The following is a 15,415-nucleotide window of genomic DNA, read 5'->3' as shown; positions in this document are numbered from 1 at the left end:
AGCAGCGAGCACTCCCCCACACCAGGTTGGTTTAGTTGCTGGGTGTGTCCTCTTCTTCCGAGGCCTGAGCTTCCTCAGCGACGTTCTCGGCGTCTTCAGCGGGCTCCTCCGCTGGCTGAGTTTCTTCCTCGACGGGTACGTCGTCGCTCAGCACCTCGGGGGCCAGCTCCACGGGCGCAACTGCCCCGACTGCGGCCTCGGGATGGCGACGCTCGCGCACGCGAGCCTTCCCAGCGCCTACAAGCTCACGCGCCCACTCCACGCTCACCGGGTGCGAAAGCGCCACAGTGACGAGCACACCGCAGGCAACCTCGGCAAAAAGACACAGCGCGGAAAGGGACATTCGTGGCCCCAAGAAAGCCAAGCGTCCATTTCCCAAAACCAGGGCCGAACCCAAGGAAGTCGCCAAGTAGACGGCTGCGATCATCACAGCGGCGATACCACCTTGGTAGAGGTCCTCAAGAAGTGATTCACTGCCCTTGCGCAGACGCAGGTACACACCAAGCGCCACGCCAAATACGATCAGCGCAAGGACCACCCAGTTGCCGGGGGCACTTGCTGGGGTCGCACCAAACAGCGGGATCGCTGGGATCGGCCCAACGGGGGCGGAAGTCGGTGAATGCAAGGCGTCGCTGCCAAGGTAAAAACCGGGACCGGAAAGCCAGGACAGTGCCCACACAATCGCGTTGGGAATAAACAACGCCTGTGCGACAACGATCATGATCGAATCAACCGTGGAAGTCGGCAGCAAGAGCTCGTGAATTCCACGGATCCGCGACCAAGAGACAATCACCGAAAGCAGTAAGAAAAGTCCGCCATAAACCGCCAGAGCCCACGATGCGCGCCAGCCCGTGCGCACTCCAACGCTGACCCACCTGGGTAGCTCAAAGCGGAGCTCAAGATTCTTTGGCGCACGCGCGACCTCCCAGGCTGCCGCAATCAAGGGGATGATGATGGCCAGGGGAAGCGCACCCCACACACTCACGTGCGTACCAATTCCACCGGCCAAAAGCAGCGCGGTCACGGTGAAACCGGGAATTGCCATCCACTGCGAAGCCGGCGAAAAACGCCGTCCTTGCAGCAAAAGCAGCTTGGTCAGGACAATTAGAAGCAACACAAATAGCAGGGGTACTGCGCGATAGGAGACATCCCCAGAGACCACTCGCGCTCCAAGCGAGGCGCCCCACAGGTCAGAGGCAAAGTGGAAGGCGTCCTCCCAGGTGGTGGACACCATCCACTGGTTAGAGGACACCGCGGCGTAGGCGATCAGGGTCGGGACAACGACCAGCGCCCAACCCAGCAGAGCCGCCTCGATCCCGGACAGCATCGAGCGCGCCCAACCCTGTGGAAGAGCAACGCGGATGGTCGGGCGGGCGGAAACTGTCGTGACCGTCGTACGCGCGGTGGGATCCTCACTCATCGAGCAGCCAGCGCCTCACGTGCCAAAATCGCAGTCTGCGAAGGGGTACGACCAACCTTCACGCCAACCGCTTCCAGTGCCTTCGCCTTTGCCGAGGCCGTGCCAGAACTTCCCGACACGATCGCGCCCGCGTGGCCCATGGTCTTGCCTTCGGGGGCAGTGAAGCCTGCAATGTAGGCGACGACCGGCTTGGTCATGTGCTCGGAGATCCACGCTGCGGCGCGTTCTTCGGCGTCCCCACCGATCTCACCGATCATGACAACCAGGTCGGTGTCGGGGTCGTTTTCAAAAGCTTCCAGCGCATCGATGTGGGTGGTCCCCACAACCGGGTCACCGCCAATACCAATACAGGTCGTGAAGCCCAGGTCGCGTAGCTCGTACATGAGCTGGTAGGTCAAGGTACCCGACTTCGACACCAAGCCCAGTCGACCAGGACCCGTAATATCTGCGGGGGTAATGCCCACATTAGATTGTCCGGGGCTGATGATTCCGGGGCAGTTCGGGCCGATCAGGCGGACCCCACGCTCAAGCGCGTAGTCAACGAATTCGGTCGAATCTTGAACGGGAATACCTTCGGTAATGACGACCAGGGTTTCGATTCCGGCATCAATGGCTTCGATGGCAGCGCCCTTCGCGAATGCCGGGGGCACGAAAACAACCGAAACATTCGCACCGGTTTCCTCGCGGGCCTGTGCAACGCTTCCAAACACGGGAACCTCAACGTCACCGGCGGCGCGGTTTTCAGCGCCCGGGCCGTAAGGCTCAACGTGGAAGGTCACCGAAGTACCGGCCTTGCGCGGGTTCACACCGCCGACGATATTTGTGCCGGCTGCCAGCATACGGGTCGTGTGCTTTTGGCCTTCTGAGCCGGTCATTCCCTGAACAATGACGCGCGAAGTGGAATCAATAAAAATACTCATGAGTTTTCAGTCCCGTCCCGTCTCAGGCGTTCGCGGCCAGTTCGGCGGCGCGGCGTGCTGCGCCATCCATTGTTTCTTCCATGTGAACCAGGGGGTGTGCGGCCTCGCGCAAGATCGCGCGGCCTTCCTCGACCTTGTTGCCATCCAAGCGCACGACCAGAGGCTTAGAGGCAGCATCTCCCAAGGCTTCCAAGGCGCCAACGATTCCGCGAGCGACTTGATCGCATGCGGTAATTCCGCCGAAAACATTGACGAAGACAGAGCGAACCTGATCATCGCCAAGGATGACGTCCAAGCCATTGGCCATAACTTCTGCCGAGGCACCGCCACCGATGTCCAGGAAATTCGCGGGCTTAACTCCCCACTCTTCACCGGCCAAGGCAACAACGTCCAGGGTGGACATCACCAAGCCGGCACCGTTACCGATCACGCCGACTTGGCCTTCCAAGCGAACGTAGTTCAGTCCGGCTTCCTTTGCCATGGCCTCGCGCGGATCCTGCGCGGACTTATCGGCAAAAGCCACGTGTTCGGGATGACGGAAAGCAGCATTGTTATCCAGCGACACCTTGCCATCCAGTGCCAAAACATCACCCTGCTCGGTCAAAACCAAGGGGTTGACCTCAACCAGGGTGGCATCTTCGCCCCGGTAGGTATCCCAAAGCTTGACCAAAACGGGGGCAAGCTTCTCAATGTGCGAACGGTTGAAGCCGGCCTCGCCCAAGATCTGGGCGGCAACGTCTTCATCGATGCCAACCTTGGGGTCCAGGCCAACTCGAGCCAAAGCCTCGGGGTGTTCACGGGCCAAGGTTTCAATATCCATGCCGCCCTGCGCCGAGCACAGTGCTAGCTCGCGGCGCTCGGAGCGATCCAGCAGGATCGAGAAGTAAAATTCTTCGGCGATATCCGCGCCCGCAGCGATGAGGACCGAACGGACGGTGTGTCCCTTGATATCCATGCCCAAGATTGCTTCGGCCTTTTCGCGCGCTTCTTCTGCAGTGCGAGCCAGTTTCACGCCACCGGCCTTGCCTCGGCCGCCGATCTTCACTTGAGCTTTGACCACCAGAAGGTCATTGTCGGCCAGCAGCTTCTGTGCTGCCTCATAGGCCTCATCTGGGGTGCGTGCAACGATTCCCGCAAGTACGGGGACGCCGTGAGCAGCGAATAACTCCCGTGCTTGGTATTCGTAGAGATCCATTGTGTCCCTTCACTTTGTGCCCGAAGGCGCTGCCTTGCGCGGTTACCACGTGAACTGTGGCGCGCAACTTCCTTAAGCCTACCGCGACTAGATCTTTTCCATGGGGGCCATCCGCAGCAACAGGCGTTTTTCAGCCGATGCGAAGGCAACTTGCGCAATGGTGCGCTCTCCAGCCCCCTCGAGGCCGATAACCGTACCTTCACCCAAAGTTGCGTGACGGACGCGATCCCCCACGCGCACCTCCTCTGGGTTAAGCGTGTTTTTCGGAGCACTTGTGCCCGTTGGCCGCGAGACTGCAGTTCGCGCTGCGGGCGCGCCGCGTTTCCCACCCAGGCCTCGGCCGGCAAGCGGGCCGCCATCGCTGCTACCGGATCCACCACTGCGTCCACCAAAGACCGGACCGCCATCGTCATCACGGCGCGAGTATCCGTAATCTGCGTGGTCTGAGCCATAGCCCCCAGACCTGCCCCCATAGGAAGAGCCGTAACCGGACCCCGAGTAAGCGCCATAACCACCCGAACCGTATCCGGAACCGCCGCCGTATCCAGCGCGCAGGCGCTCCATCGAGGTTGAGGATCGACGAATGTCCAAGAGTTCGACGGGAATGTCATCCAAGAACCGCGAAGGAGGCATTTCCTGAGGTGCTCCCCACGCGCTTCGCACAGCCGCGCGCGTAAGGTAAAGCTGCTTGCGGGCGCGAGTGATAGCGACATAGGCCAAACGGCGTTCTTCTGCCAATTCTTCGGGGTCACCCAGCGAGCGCTGGTGCGGGAAAGTGCCATCCTCCATACCGGTCACGAAGACGACCGGGAATTCAAGGCCCTTCGCGGTGTGAACCGTCATGAGGGTAACCTGCCCGCTTCCGCTTTCTTCCTCGGGAAGTTGATCCGAGTCAGCAACCAGGGCAACACGTTCAAGGAATCCTGCCAAGCCGACCTCACCGCTGGTCTGCACGTAGTCCAACGCAACCGCGTGCAATTCGGCAAGGTTTTCCACTCGCGAGGCATCCTGAGGGTCTTGGGAACGTCGCAAAGTTGCAAGATATCCCGTTCGATCAAGGACTTCTTCGAGAATCTCCGCTGCGCTTGCGCCGGCCTGTTCCGCGCGACGCATGGCTTCAATCAGTCCCCAAAAATCGCCGATCGCCGAGGCCGCGCGCGGGCTCAGCCCGGCCACTCCCCCTCGCGCTTCCTCAGCCTCTTCCTTGGGAAGTTCCGCCAAGGTCAGTCCGGTTCCTTCTGCTTCTCCGAGGCCTCGGCCCTGAGAAATCCAACAATCCCGGGCGGCCGCGCCCATGGAGATCCCGTAGCGATCACTGTGGGCAATGAGGTCCGTCTCTGCCTTGGTGCCAATCCCACGACGAGGGGTGTTGATGATCCGTCGCAGTGCAACCGTGTCGTCGGGGTTCGAGATCACCTGAAGGTAGGCCAGCGCGTCCTTGATTTCCGCGCGTTCATAGAAGCGAGTGCCCCCGACGACTCGGTAGGGAATACCTTGGCGAACCAAGAGTTCTTCGATTGCTCGTGATTGTGAGTTCGTCCGGTAGAAGACGGCGATATCTGCCCAGCGGGTCCCGGCTGCCGACAGCTTTTCCATCTCTGAAACGATGAAACGTGCTTCGTCCCGATCCGAGTCCGCTGCGTCAACAGTAATAAGTGCACCGTCCCCCGATGCCGTCCACAGGTTCTTTGCGCGACGGCCTTCATTTCGAGCAATAACAGCGTTGGCAGCGGACAAGATATTTTGGGTGGAACGATAGTTCTGTTCCAGCAAAATGGTCCGCGCACCCGGAAAATCTCGCTCGAATTCTTCGATATTGCGAATCGTTGCACCGCGGAAAGCATAGATTGACTGGTCTGAGTCACCGACAACCGTCAGCTGCCCCGGTTCCACCCCATCGTCCCCGGTGCCCACCAGTTCGCGCACCAGCACGTACTGTGCATGGTTCGTGTCTTGATACTCATCGACCAAGATATGACGGAAGCGACGATGGTAGTGCTCGGCGATCGCCGGATTGTCTTTGAGCAGACGTACCGTGCGAGAAATCAGGTCATCAAAGTCCAAGGCATTGGACTGTGCAAGGCGCTTCTCATATTCTTCGTAGGCTGAAGCAACAACCCGTGAAATGGGGTCATTCGGCGCGGCATCTCGGTATTCCTGCCAGGAAATGAGCTCGTTCTTAAGGTCCGAAATACGCGCGGCAACCAACTTGGGCGTGAATCGTTTAATATCTACATCCGAGCTCTTGAGCACCATCTGGATCAGGCGCTGTGAGTCCTGCGAATCGTAGATGCTAAACGTCGAGCGCAAACCAGCCGCACGGTATTCCGCGCGAAGTAATCGCACACAAGCCGAGTGGAAAGTCGACACCCACATCCTGCGCGCTGCTCCCCCACCAACCAGGGCCTCGACGCGCTCGCGCATCTCAGCTGCTGCCTTATTGGTGAAGGTAATCGCCAAAATCTCGCCCGCACGGGCTTGACCGGTAGCCAAAAGGTACGCAATCCGGTGTGTCAGAACGCGAGTCTTCCCAGAGCCCGCACCGGCCATGATGAGCAAAGGAACGCCCCGATGCTCGACCGCTGCGCGTTGCTGGTCATTCAAGCCCTTGAGAAGGCTTTCAGGGTCACTGTGCCGCGTCCAACTACCTTGGTCGCTCGCCTGTCCCCATTGAGGCGCTCCCTGATCCAAAGTGCCAACAGAAGAACCCGCTCCCACGCCCATTTCATTGCTCGAGGAGCTTGGGTCGTAGAGGGGAAGGTCCTCCGCCTGATCGGAACCGAAATCGAGGAAAGAGCCGAGATTGGGAAGTGAGTGATCCTGATCCATTTTCAGTGCTTGTGGTAGACGCCCTTGGTTGCGTGAACGGGTTCGGCAGTGACATTCATACCAAGCTGGCGAAGAATGCCTTCATCAACGCTGCCCAGCAGAACTGAAGAGTGCACATCGCAACCAGCCAGTTTCGACAGTTGGTTCAAGGCCGCAGCTGCACGTTCGTTGGAACGCGCAGATCCAGCCAAAGCGATCAGCACCTCATCGGTGTGCAAGCGAGGATTGCGGCTGCCCAAGTGCTCAGTCTTGAGCTTTTGAATGGGCTCAATCTGTTCGGGGGCAAGCAACTTCTCATCATCGTCAATACCTGCAAGAAGCTTCATCGCATTGAGAAGCATCGCAGAGCAGGGCCCCAGCAGGTCTGAAGTCTTTCCGGTAACAATGCGACCATCGGCCAGTTCCATCGCAGCAGCGGGGTAACCGGTTTCGCGGGCACGCTCAAGCGCGGGAGCAACAACCGGGCGGTCTGCGCTGGTCAGGTTCATGGCTGTCATCAGGCGCGCTGCACGCTCGGATTGGACAGGAGGTAAGTCTTCACGAGCTTCCAGCGCCAAAGCCTTGTACCAACGGCGAATAATTTCCTGCTTCGAGGCCTCGCGGCAGACCTCGTCATTGCTGATGCAGAAGCCCGCCATGTTGACGCCCATGTCGGTGGGCGACTGGTAGGGAGAGGACCCCATGATCTTCTCGAGCAGGCGACGAAGGACGGGGAAGGCCTCGATATCGCGGTTGTAGTTAACCGTCGTTTCGCCATGAGCCTTCAAGTGGAAGTGGTCAATCATATTGACATCATCCAAGTCCACGGTGGCCGCTTCGTAGGCGACGTTTACGGGGTGGTCCAAGGGAAGATTCCAGATCGGGAAGGTCTCAAACTTTGCGTATCCCGAGGTCATTCCGCGCTTGTGATCGTGGTAGAGCTGGGAGAGGCAGGTTGCGAGCTTACCTGAACCGGGTCCTGGAGCGGTGACAATCACCAGCGGACGAGTCGTATGAACGTATTCGTTACGCCCCAGCCCCTGATCGGAGACGATGAGGTCGATGTTGTTCGGGTAGCCCTCGATGGGATAGTGGCGCGCGACCTTGATACCACGAGCCTCGAGCTTGCGTTTGAAGGCGTGTGCCTGCTCATTGGAGTCGCTCCACCGGGTAATGACAACGTTGCCCACGTACAGCCCGTATTCGCGGAACATATCGATGTGACGGAAGACGTCATCTTCGTAGGTGATTCCCAGGTCTTCACGCATCTTGCGACGCTGGAAATCCTGGGCGTTGACGGCGACGACAATTTCGGCCTCGTCGGCAAGCTCAGCAAGCATGACAATCTTGTTATCCGGGGTGAATCCGGGAAGAACGCGAGAGGCGTGCATGTCGTCAACAAGCTTGCCGCCAAATTCCAAGTACAGGGTTCCACCGAACTGCTGGCGGCGTTGCGCAATGTGTTCAGATTGAAGGGCTAGATACTGATCGCGGTCGAAACCGATTGCGTGCATGATCGCCACTCCCAAGGCATCGTGGTGCAAGGACTACTCATGGTATCGCCCCTACCCCGCAACTCCGTCCATGAAGCGCCCAGCACACGGGTGAACTTCACCGCAAGGCACCTGAAAGACTAAATAATGTGTCTTTGCATGGCCCAGTGCGTGAGCTCATTTCGATTCGATAGCTGAAGCTTGCGCAGCACGGCAGACACGTGTGTTTCCACGGTTTTAATGGAAATAAAGAGCTCAGAGGCAACCTCTTTGTAGGGGTATCCACGCGCGATTAAACGCATGACTTCCTGCTCCCGAGCTGACAGCACATCCAATTCATCATCGTGAGCGGCAATGGGGGCGCTCGCCCCTCCGAAAGCATCCAAAACAAAACCAGCCAAGCGCGGCGAAAAGGCAGCATCTCCCGCGGCAACGCGCTCGATGGCCTCGACAAGCTCAGGAGTCGAGATCGACTTGGTCACGTATCCGCGAGCGCCCGCACGAATAACCGAAACAACATCTTCGGGGGAATCTGACACCGAGAGTGCAAGGAAACGGAGCCCCTCAACGTCACCGCACGAGGCCGCAACTTCAGCGCCACCGCCACCGTTTCCTCCAGGCAGGTGAACATCCAGGAGAGCGACATCCGGCGTGAGGGCGTGGCAGGCTGCAATAGCTCCCTCAACGTCGCTAGCCTCGCCAACAATGTCAAAGTCGGCACCACTGGATTCGAGCTCAGCGCGCACGCCCGCACGTACCAGGGCGTGATCATCAATGACCAGAATCCGAATTGTCATGGAATTGTCTCCTTCAGCGGGCATCGTCACTCAAGTGTATCTACAGGCATAGAGAGATGGACCTCGGTTCCACTGGCTAGATGGCGGATTTGAGCGGTTCCGCCTGCTCGTTCCATGCGGCCGAAAATCGAATTACGCACGCCGTGACGGTCCTCGGGAATCGCAGAAATATCAAAGCCGTCTCCGCAGTCTTTCACAAAGATCTCCGTACGCTGCGGCCTGACCTCCATGTAAACACTCACGGGCGGTCGTGCGTGGCGAATTGCGTTGGAAACGGCCTCGGAAGCAGCGGCGACCATAGCAAGTTCACCGGGGCCTGGGCGCATATCGGAAACCGTCACAACGCCAACCTCAACACCAAAGGTTGTCTCCAAGGTGGAAATTGCTTCACGCAGGGCCTCGGCAAGGGAATCTGCCGCTTCTTCACGCCCCGTGTACAACCACGAGCGCAGCTCACGTTCCTGCCCCAAGGCCAGCGCGCGAACCGAACTTGGATTATCGGCATTATTGCGAATCAATGTGAGCGTCTGAAGGACGGAATCATGCAGGTGTGCGGCCATGTCAGCGCGCTCGGCTTCACGTTTCTCGCGCTCTTTCGCTCTTGTGTTCTCTTGTGAAGTTCTCACCCATAGAGGAATGATCGCAACCCCGAAAGAGAGGATCAGGGACCCACCCAAGATCGCGCCTCGAACCATATCCCACGGTGATTGCCCGCGAAATGAGGCCAGTACCAAGCCACTGGCAACCAAGATCATTCCAGCCAGAGTAATGAGGATAAAGAGCGGGTTTTTCCATGAATGCGCACGAGTACTTTGCGTCCACACTGCTGCGATCCCGCCAAGGACAAGGACCGCTGCGGCGATATCGCGCAGTCCCGCTATCCCCGTAAAAAGCAGGTAGGCAATCGCAAGGGCGAGGCCCAGCGCACCCAATCCGACCAAAAGCAGGCGTAAGTTGCGTTGGTCGTGCTCGCGTCGAACAATTTCTTCCGCCGAGGCCAGCGGAGCACGTAGACGTTCGGGGGCGCTTTGGGAGGTTCCGGGATCGTCGGGAAGAGTAAGCCACAGCCACAGATACACGAAAAGCGGAACTGCGAAAGCCGGTAGGGCCGCCACAAATGCGAAGCGAATGATTCCGGCAGATACCCCGAGCATCGAGGCAATTCCCGCACAGACTCCGCCAATCCAAGGCAAAGGCATATCGGTTGAAGACGCACTGGAGCGACGCAGAACACGTGTGGGTTCGTGAAGCTGCGGTGGGGTCCAGTGATACCCACGGGGCTTCTGTTCGCCCGACTGCCACACATGCTGCTCATTACTCACATCTGTATCTTCACACGAATCGGGACCCGAAGCGCAAGGCTGGGGAAAGAATCGGGGATCGATCAGGGCATCCCCCCATATCTTTTCGCCAGCAACACGGGCACAGTGGAATCATGAACAAAGGATTCATGAACTCGTTGCGTCACTCCGGCTTCTTCCGTGGAGAGCCTCGCGTCATCGGAGGCGTGTGCCAAGGATTGGCACAGCGCTATGGATGGGACGTGAATTCCCTGAGGATTGCCGTCGTTATTGCCGCGCTCTTCTTCCCCGTAGTCTGCGCCCTCTACGCCTTAGCGTGGGTTTTCCTTCCCGAGGCCAGAGATGGCCGTATCCACGTTGACGAAATGCTCAAGGGCAATTTCGATGCAGCAATCATCGGAGCGATCCTCTTAGCGGTCTTTGGCGGTGGGACTTCAGGAATCGCGCTTGGCTTCTTTCGCGCTTTCGTGTGGATTCCCCTCTTTCTGATCTTCCCCGTCGCGATTGTCGTGATTGCAGTCCTGCTTGCACGGCCAAAGCAGACGGGACCTACACAGGGCCAGTACTGGAGCGCGACACCATCGACGCAGCCATCGTCCCAGGCAGCGTCATCCCCCTTCACCCCTGCATCTCCTCAAGGAGAAGAAACCATGCCAGATACAACTCCTGATTGGCGCACACAGGGGGGCCCGACATCCTCGGACTACTACACTTTCCCTCCTGCACCGCCTTCAGCGGCACAGACGGCTGACTCGCAGCCCCCTGTTCAAACCCCTTCCACGCAAACTCCGCCGGTCCAGACTCCCTTCACCCCCGGTGACTCTCAGCCCCAGGCCTCGGGACAAACAATTCCGCAAAGCGCAGGAAGGCGTTTCGCCCCCTTTGCCACACAGCCTGCCCTCCGCTCTCGAGTCGTCCCCCGCGCTCTGGTCTTATGCGTCTACGGGCTGGTCTTCCTTGCTCTGGCAGGAACTTTCTTCCTTCTCTACCGAAACGGATACAGCACCCCAGCTCAGGTTGAACGAGGTGTACAGATCGCTTTGACTGGCGCGGCTGCCTGCCTGCTCATTGTCGGCATTGCGCACCTGATCGCTGCTCTTCGCGACCGTTCCTCAGTCATGCTCACCATCTTGTCGGTACTGGGCATGTTCTTTGCGATTCCAGCGCTGCTGGGAGGCATGGCATACGCCACCACCGCTCCATTCCACTACTCATCCGTGGCGGGAAACATTAATACCGATGCTGATTGGCGCTCAGACACCATTGGAAGCTCCAACGGCTCCAATGTCGTCAATCTAGAGCTTGACCTCTCTCATGCGCCCGATGGCCTCACCAAAGACATCACTGTGAACGCCCAGGTGATTCCCTCTGCAAACATCCGCGTTCGCGACGGTCAGCCCATCCGCATCGTCACTCAGAAGCAGCCCATTACTTTCGATCTTGATCTCAATGGCGACCATAAGTGGAAGGGTTTCGACAGTAATAGTCCGACAGTTCTGACTTCTTCCAGCTGGAAGGAAGGCCAGGGGATCACTGTTTTCCTCAATGCAAACCAACTTGTCGCCCTGGACATTGAAGAAACCGGAAGCTCCGTCGATCGAGATCCCTGGCCTTCTGCAAGTGCCTCTCCCACGCCCAGCGTTACTCCTTCCACGGGAACTTCTCCATCAGCCAGCCAGAGCCAGTCACCTTCGCCAAGCGCATCTTCTGAGTCGCCAGCAGCCGGCCAGCACTGAAAGGAATTGTCATGAGTACAAACGACTTTGACCAGACCACTGCCCTGCCACTCAGTGACGACGAAACAAAGCCACTGCCTTCCTTCGCAGACGCGCCGATTGGGGATGAAAAAATTTCTGCCGATGCTGACACCGAGGCCGAGGCGCCCGACACTTCTGCAGCCTGGACAGGAGCAGCGACAGGGGCGACGCCCGACGCTTCCCCAGCCTCGGAACGCACATTTGAGCCGCAAAATACCCCGATTGTTCCTCCCGCTCACGTGTGGTCAGCCGAGGACGTGAAGGAAGCTCCCTATCGAGGCGTGCGCATTGGGCAGCTACTCTGGGCGTGCATCATTATCTTCACCGCTATCGCACTGATCGCCATGGCTTTCGTCAAGGCAGCAAACCTTGCGCTGGTGGCAATTGGGACCTTGGCGATCATGGGTGTGCTCCTCATTATCATTGCGGGAATCAGCACCGTGATGACGCACAAGAAGCGCTAGCTGCGGAGCAGAATTTCCTCGATCATTTCGATCACTGAGGCGGGCATTTCCGAACGGAACATGCCCGCTTCTTTTCCTCGATCCAAAGTGCGAAGCTGCGGGAGTGCCCGACGTCCCAGACGACGCACCATCGCATAGGCGTCATCTTTCGCCAGAGCATCCATCTCACAGCGAAGCAGGGCCTGGTAGATATCGTTTTCAACCGGATTTTCCGCAAAGGCGGGGCGCGTCCCACCCCCGAAGGAAACTTCTAGAACCTGGCTCACCTCGGCCTCGTCAACTGTCACGCACGCACTCAGGGTGTCGGGTTCGTAAGTAAACTGAGCGGGCTCCCCATTGACGCTCACCTGCGTTGGTCTGCTAATGCCTCGCATGGTCACAGTCCAGGAGCGAAGGGCGGGAAGCGCATCAGTACAGCCCGTTGCTGGGTGAATAGTGAGTGTTCCGAGGGCGTCGTCGTAAGCGATCTCAGTTCGCACTTCGCCACTGCGCTGCTCACAATTGACACCGGGGTAGCGACCATCGTCTTCACGTAAAGTGAAGTGACCATCAGCACCGGGGAAGACAAGGATTTCCAGCGCTTGTGGATTCGAGCAATCATTAATGCTGCGATCCAGCTCTTGCAGGGGGACAATCCCGCCTGCGGGCGCAAAAACAGGAACAAGTTCCAGTGGCCGCCACACATTCACGCGCAGCCCACCATCCATTTCGGCGTCGTAGCGGCGTCCGGTAAAGAAGTCGAACCATTGGCCGCGCGGGAACCACATGCGCGTGCGCGCCTGGCGCGTGTTCACGTCGCGCGGGGTCACCACCGGAGCAACCATCAGCTGCGTGCCAAACATGAATTGTTCATGCACGTCGTAGGCGATACCTGCATCTGGATGAGCCCAATACATGGGAGTTACCAGTGGCGTTCCTTCTGTTGCAGCGCGCCAGTTCATTGTGTGCAGGTAAGGAATGAGGCGGTGACGCAGGATCAGCGCATTGCGCATAATATCGCGCACGGGCTGCTGGAAATTCCACGGTTCCTTGCCTACAAAAGGCGACAGACTCGAATGCAGTCGGTTAATCGGGCTGAAAACACCCAGCTGGTACCAACGTGCTTCCAGTTCTTCGTCGCGCACGCCCAGCATGTGTCCACCGATATCGTGGCTCCACCAGCCGTATCCGATATTCGAGGCCGTTGACGTGAAGTAGGGCTGGAATTTCAACGATTCCCAGCTGACCACCGTGTCTCCGGAAAAGCCCACTGGATAGCGGTGCGATCCTGGGCCGGCGTAACGACTGAGAATCAGCGGGAAGGCGCGGCAGTGATCTTCACCTTCTGAAGATGCCGAGGCCATGTCCAAATAGTGCAGGTAGTTGAGGATCCACAGCGGATCCAGACCTTTTTGACGTGAAACACCGCCCTGTTGCCAATCAATCCACCAAAAATCGACGCCATCAGTCTCCAGATCATGGTGCATGTCGAAATAGGCGCGAATGAAGCTCGGATCCGTCAGATCGAATTCCACCGGTTCTTCGCTGGCTGGGTCAATCCCTACCGTTTCTGCAGCCTTCGCATAGGCGTCCTCGTATGCGCGTATGCCATCGCGGGGATGCACATTTGCAGAAATACGCAAGCCTCGATCATGCAGGGCTTGTGTAAAAGCACGCGGGTCTGGAATTAACTCACGATTCCACGAGTATCCGGTCCATCCGGAACCAAAGCGCGGATCAACATCGGTGATATGCCAATCCATATCCAAAACAGCGGTTGTGAAAGGAATTCCTTCTGCACTGAAACGATCCATCAGCGCAAGGTATTCACCCTGCGAATAGGGGTAGTAGCGGCTCCACCAGTTCCCCAGAGCCCAACGCGGCAGAAGTGGAGTTGGACCGCTCAAACGATAGAAGTCGCGAATGGCATCTGCGTAACGGTTTCCATAGCTAAAGAAATAGATGTCAATTTCTGAGTGGCCGCGCGGACGTGTTACGCAACCTGCCCTGCACGCACTTTCGTCAGCCTGCACGAGATTTGATTGTGAGTCGTCTAGGACTGCCCATCCATCACGGCTGATAAGCCCCATGCCCAGTTCGCAGGCCCCGTTCACACCGTCTAGAGTGCGCGCAGTTCCCTTGAGGTTTGCGTGTCCTTCATCTCCGTAGTGCCACGTGGTCCCAAAGCCACCTCCAGCGTTCTTGACGACGGCGCTGAGTCCTTCTTTGCTAAAGCTCTGACCGTCAAAAACCAGGCGGATGGAAGAGGTCTCCCACACGTGCGTTCCGCCTCGCTGGGAGTAGGTAACTTTTGGCGTTTCCTGCTCGAAACAGCGGTTGAGGACGACCTGTGTCGCCTCGTCCTCAAAGACTCCGGAATCCGACCATTCGAGGCGGACTAGGGCATCAGTCAGGAAGCCGATTCGCCATCCCTCCCCAACAAAGGTGGTCTGGGGGTTCATCTGCGCCTTCACAGAGGGGATGGGAAACATTGGGTCTCCTGGGTTACGGGTTTTAAGGTGGTTGGAAGAAGGTTGTGGGAAGGAAAGTTGCCGGGTTCTCTTATTGCCGAGGCCTCGGCAGGCTTAAGCGGATACTCCCCCGCCCCCGGCGACGGCCTCGTCAGCGGCGCTCGGGGGAAGGTCGGTCCTTGACGCTCATTCCCGGCAGCCCTCCAAAACTATAAATCACTGCCTGGACAGCAAAAATCGGAACTGCAGCGCCGAAGACCATAAACACGCCTGGCCACTGGCTCCACGTCCACCCAATGATGACCGTGAAGGCAAGGAGGAGCAGGGTGCACACAGGGCGGGCCAGTGTCATGTTCAGCGACATGCGCACAACCCACGGGAGGGGCTCATCGAAATTCGCACGCACTGACCATGACAGCGCCGCCACGGTCCAGAACACAAGGTTGAGTAAGAGCAATAGTCCCGAGACGCCAACGCCGATGACTCCACCCAGGTCGTTCCAATTCACCAGGTAGTAGTCCCACGCTAGGGCGAGGCCAATGAGCAGTTGCCCCCAACCGAAGAGATTGGCCTGAGTGAGTTCGTCTTTCCATGCGCGGTGAAACACCACCCATGTGTGGCGAATGCGCCACGACTGGTCCTCATCGATCAGCCAAGTCCGAAATGTCGCATATGCCGCGGCGATTGAGGGGAAGAATCCTCCCACAATCAGTCCCATGAGCGTGTGGACGAGCATCGCAATGTTGGTGACAAACACCATCAGCACAATGCGGCACAAGCGCTCGTAGGTCAGGGCCAATCTGGTCATTG

General features: G+C 58.3%; 11 protein-coding genes. 2 read left to right on the top strand and 9 right to left on the bottom strand.

Going from position 1 to position 15,415, the window contains the following annotated elements:
* Nucleotides 1-31 precede the first annotated feature (31 nt).
* From RW023_RS06715 to RW023_RS06685, 7 genes are all read right to left on the bottom strand, one after another.
* The gene (locus RW023_RS06715) at nucleotides 32-1,420 is read right to left on the bottom strand and encodes a DUF6350 family protein (protein ID WP_315580469.1); all 1,389 of its coding nucleotides are present in this window, start codon (nucleotides 1,418-1,420) and stop codon (nucleotides 32-34) included.
* Nucleotides 1,417-2,340 carry a succinate--CoA ligase subunit alpha gene (sucD, locus tag RW023_RS06710; protein WP_315580468.1) on the bottom strand — a complete coding sequence of 308 codons (924 nt, stop codon included), beginning with the start codon at nucleotides 2,338-2,340 and terminating at the stop codon, nucleotides 1,417-1,419. The genes RW023_RS06715 and sucD overlap by 4 nt, the downstream gene beginning before the upstream one ends.
* 22 nt (nucleotides 2,341-2,362) lie before the next feature.
* Nucleotides 2,363-3,535 (bottom strand): ADP-forming succinate--CoA ligase subunit beta, encoded by a 1,173-nt coding sequence (gene sucC / locus RW023_RS06705; RefSeq protein WP_315580467.1) that lies wholly within the window; start codon nucleotides 3,533-3,535, stop codon nucleotides 2,363-2,365.
* An 87-nt stretch (nucleotides 3,536-3,622) separates the two neighbouring features.
* Nucleotides 3,623-6,364 (bottom strand): UvrD-helicase domain-containing protein, encoded by a 2,742-nt coding sequence (locus tag RW023_RS06700; protein WP_315580466.1) that lies wholly within the window; start codon nucleotides 6,362-6,364, stop codon nucleotides 3,623-3,625.
* A 2-nt stretch (nucleotides 6,365-6,366) separates the two neighbouring features.
* Nucleotides 6,367-7,857 (bottom strand): DUF1846 domain-containing protein, encoded by a 1,491-nt coding sequence (locus RW023_RS06695; RefSeq protein WP_315580480.1) that lies wholly within the window; start codon nucleotides 7,855-7,857, stop codon nucleotides 6,367-6,369.
* Nucleotides 7,858-7,976: 119 nt separating this feature from the next.
* Entirely contained in the window at nucleotides 7,977-8,633 is a 657-nt protein-coding gene (locus RW023_RS06690) for a response regulator transcription factor (RefSeq protein WP_315580465.1), read from the bottom strand.
* 26 nt (nucleotides 8,634-8,659) lie between these two features.
* Complete coding sequence (locus RW023_RS06685) at nucleotides 8,660-9,955, bottom strand: PspC domain-containing protein (RefSeq protein ID WP_315580464.1); 1,296 nt, start codon at nucleotides 9,953-9,955, stop codon at nucleotides 8,660-8,662.
* Between the two features lie 128 nt (nucleotides 9,956-10,083).
* On the opposite strand from RW023_RS06685, the gene RW023_RS06680 reads away from it, so the two are divergent.
* Both RW023_RS06680 and RW023_RS06675 read left to right on the top strand, forming a co-directional pair.
* On the top strand, nucleotides 10,084-11,670 hold the full coding sequence (locus tag RW023_RS06680; RefSeq protein WP_315580463.1) for a PspC domain-containing protein: 1,587 nt from the start codon (nucleotides 10,084-10,086) through the stop codon (nucleotides 11,668-11,670).
* An 11-nt stretch (nucleotides 11,671-11,681) separates the two neighbouring features.
* Entirely contained in the window at nucleotides 11,682-12,155 is a 474-nt protein-coding gene (locus tag RW023_RS06675) for a hypothetical protein (protein ID WP_315580462.1), read from the top strand.
* On the opposite strand, the gene RW023_RS06670 is transcribed toward RW023_RS06675, so the two are convergent.
* Both RW023_RS06670 and RW023_RS06665 read right to left on the bottom strand, forming a co-directional pair.
* A complete protein-coding gene (locus RW023_RS06670) occupies nucleotides 12,152-14,626 on the bottom strand; it encodes a TIM-barrel domain-containing protein (RefSeq protein ID WP_315580461.1) in 2,475 nt (824 codons plus the stop codon). The genes RW023_RS06675 and RW023_RS06670 overlap by 4 nt on opposite strands.
* Nucleotides 14,627-14,756: 130 nt before the next feature.
* Nucleotides 14,757-15,413 (bottom strand): DUF624 domain-containing protein, encoded by a 657-nt coding sequence (locus RW023_RS06665; protein WP_315580460.1) that lies wholly within the window; start codon nucleotides 15,411-15,413, stop codon nucleotides 14,757-14,759.
* Nucleotides 15,414-15,415: the final 2 nt, after the last annotated feature.

Origin of the sequence: uncultured Actinomyces sp. (assembly GCF_963542285.1) — a bacterium.
Lineage (GTDB): Bacteria > Actinomycetota > Actinomycetes > Actinomycetales > Actinomycetaceae > Pauljensenia.
The sequence above is the reverse complement of the archived record's forward strand: the minus strand, read 5'-3'. Positions and strand labels throughout refer to the sequence as shown.